Raw genomic sequence first — 2407 nt, forward strand, 5'->3', positions numbered from 1 at the left:
GTCAAAAGATATTGATGACAGAACTAATGAACCTTGTCCACCATTCCCTTTATAATAATTTTGAGTGCACCAATTTAAATAATTTGTTAATCCTCGATGTGGAACCATGACTCCTTTTGGTTTTCCAGTAGATCCTGAAGTATAAATCATATACGCTAAATCATCTAAATCTACAAAATGGTCAAGATTTATAGTATCTTCCTCATTAAACTCTTGATTTCCATCCATTTGCACTACATTAGCAACTCTAAATTCATTAAACTTAGACATAAAACTTTTCTGAGTAAGTAATATATCAAGTTGAGATTCTTCTAATATGTAAGACAGCCTTTCCATTGGATAAGAAGGGTCTAACGGGATATAAGCTCCCCCAGCTTTAAGTACTCCCAATATTGAAACCATTAATTCCGAACAACGCTCTAAGCAAATTCCAACATATCTTCCCGAACTGACCCCATTTCTCCGCAAGTAATGCGCAACTTGATTTGCTCTATTATTTAATTCTCGATAAGTTAATGAATCATTTTCACAGATTAAAGCTATAGCATCAGGGGTTTTTGTTACTTGTAATTCAAATTTTTCCTGTATACACATACTACTTAAATTTTCTTTATTGTTATTCCACCCATTTAAAATTTTTCTTTTTTCTTCATCATCTAATAATGAAATTTCACTTAATTGAACATTCGGATTTTCTATAATAGCTTTTAATATAGTTACAAAATGTTTCGCCATCTGTTGTATACTGCTGTTCATAAATAAATCAGTACTATAGTTAAACGTGCAAATAAGTTCATCATCGTGTTCATTAATTATTAAACTTAAATCAAATTTTGCTGTATCGGTTTCGAATCTTTCAAAATCCATATTTACATTTGCAAGATTGAGAGATTTTTTAATATTTTGTTCTAGTGAAAACATCGTTTGAAACAAAACTGAATTATTTGCTGTTCGTTCTGAATTTAATTCACCCACAATTGCTTCAAAAGGTATATCTTGATTTGAATATGCTCCTAAGCATATTTCTTTTACTTTATTAATCAGTTCACGAAAAGCTACATCTCTTTTTGAATTAATACGTAAAGCCAATGTATTTACAAAAAATCCAATGAGAGGCTCTATCTCTCTATGATTCCTATTTGCAATCGGTGATCCTATGATAATATCTTCCTGATGGGTATACTTTAGAAGAAGGGTATAATATGCTGCAAGCAAAGTCATATATAATGTACAACCTTCACTTTTACTTAATTCTTTTAATCTCTGCACAGTTTCATATGAAATTTTAACAAGTTCATTACTACCCTTGTATGATAATTTACTTGGTCTCGAAAAATCAGTGGGTAAATCTAGTACTGGTAAGACATCTTTAAATTGTTTCTTCCAATAGTCTAATTGTGTTTGAAATTTAGAACCTGTTAACCAATTCTTTTGCCAAATTGAGAAATCTGCATACTGTATCTTCAAAGGTGATAAATTAGCAACATCCGCTTTCAAAAAATTATTATATAAAATAGATAGTTCCTCAATTAATATAGCCATTGACCAACCATCCCCAATAATATGGTGCATATTTACTAAAACCAAAAATTCATCTTCTGTTATCTGCCAAATACTTGTATGTAGTAACGGACCCATTTCCAAATTAAAAGGTTCGATTGCTTTCCTTTTCATTTGTGAAAAACATATATCTTCAGCAGTATCCTTAGTATAGGAACACAAATTATGAACTTCAAAATCTATTTCCATAAATGGATGTATTTTTTGACGTAAATCTCCATCTAACGATAAAAATGTAGTACGAAGAATTTCATGCCTGCATATAATTTCATTTAAACAACGTTTAAAGACACTAATATTAAAGTCTCCCTTTATTTTTACTAAAAACGGCATATTATATGTAGAAGACCCAGGCTCTAATTGTTCAAGAAACCACATTCTTTGTTGTGCAAATGATAAAATTGTAGGTTCATTAGTTTTTCGAGAAGGAATTATACTTGATTCATTTTTATTCAATTGTTTCTCTAAAAATATTCTTTGTTCAGGAGATAATTTAGCTAACCTAGCCATAAGCTTTTCTTTACTCATTTTTTCTGATCCTCCTAATATCATAAATTGGTGGTGGGAATAGACTTTTAATATTCCCACCTACCTCATTATTTACAACTTATTATTGACCATCTTTTAAAATTAAATTTATTTCCTCTTCAGATAGTCCTTGAAGATCACTAATTAAACCTTGAATTTCCTGATTCTGTTTTAAATCTAATTCAGATTTAACAGCTAAAACTAATCCTTCTACAGTTGTTACCTCAAAAAGAGTACGTAACGACATATCTATTTGAAATTCTTTTCTAATTAAAGAAATCAATCTTGTTGCAATTAAAGATTCTCCTCCATTTTCAAA

At 29.9% G+C, this 2407-nt stretch carries 2 protein-coding genes; both read right to left on the bottom strand.

What is annotated here, in order from left to right; all coding sequences use genetic code 11:
* The coding region (locus tag MR170_RS30335) for a non-ribosomal peptide synthetase (protein WP_242310585.1) at window positions 1-2088 on the bottom strand (2088 nt) is incomplete at its 3' end.
* A gap of 82 nt (window positions 2089-2170) precedes the next feature.
* Window positions 2171-2407, bottom strand: a 237-nt coding sequence (locus MR170_RS30340) for a phosphopantetheine-binding protein (protein ID WP_242310587.1), incomplete at its 5' end; no start/stop codon positions are given.

Origin of the sequence: Bacillus cereus group sp. BfR-BA-01524, assembly GCF_022662595.1 — a bacterium.
Taxonomy (GTDB): Bacteria; Bacillota; Bacilli; order Bacillales; family Bacillaceae_G; genus Bacillus_A; species Bacillus_A thuringiensis_S.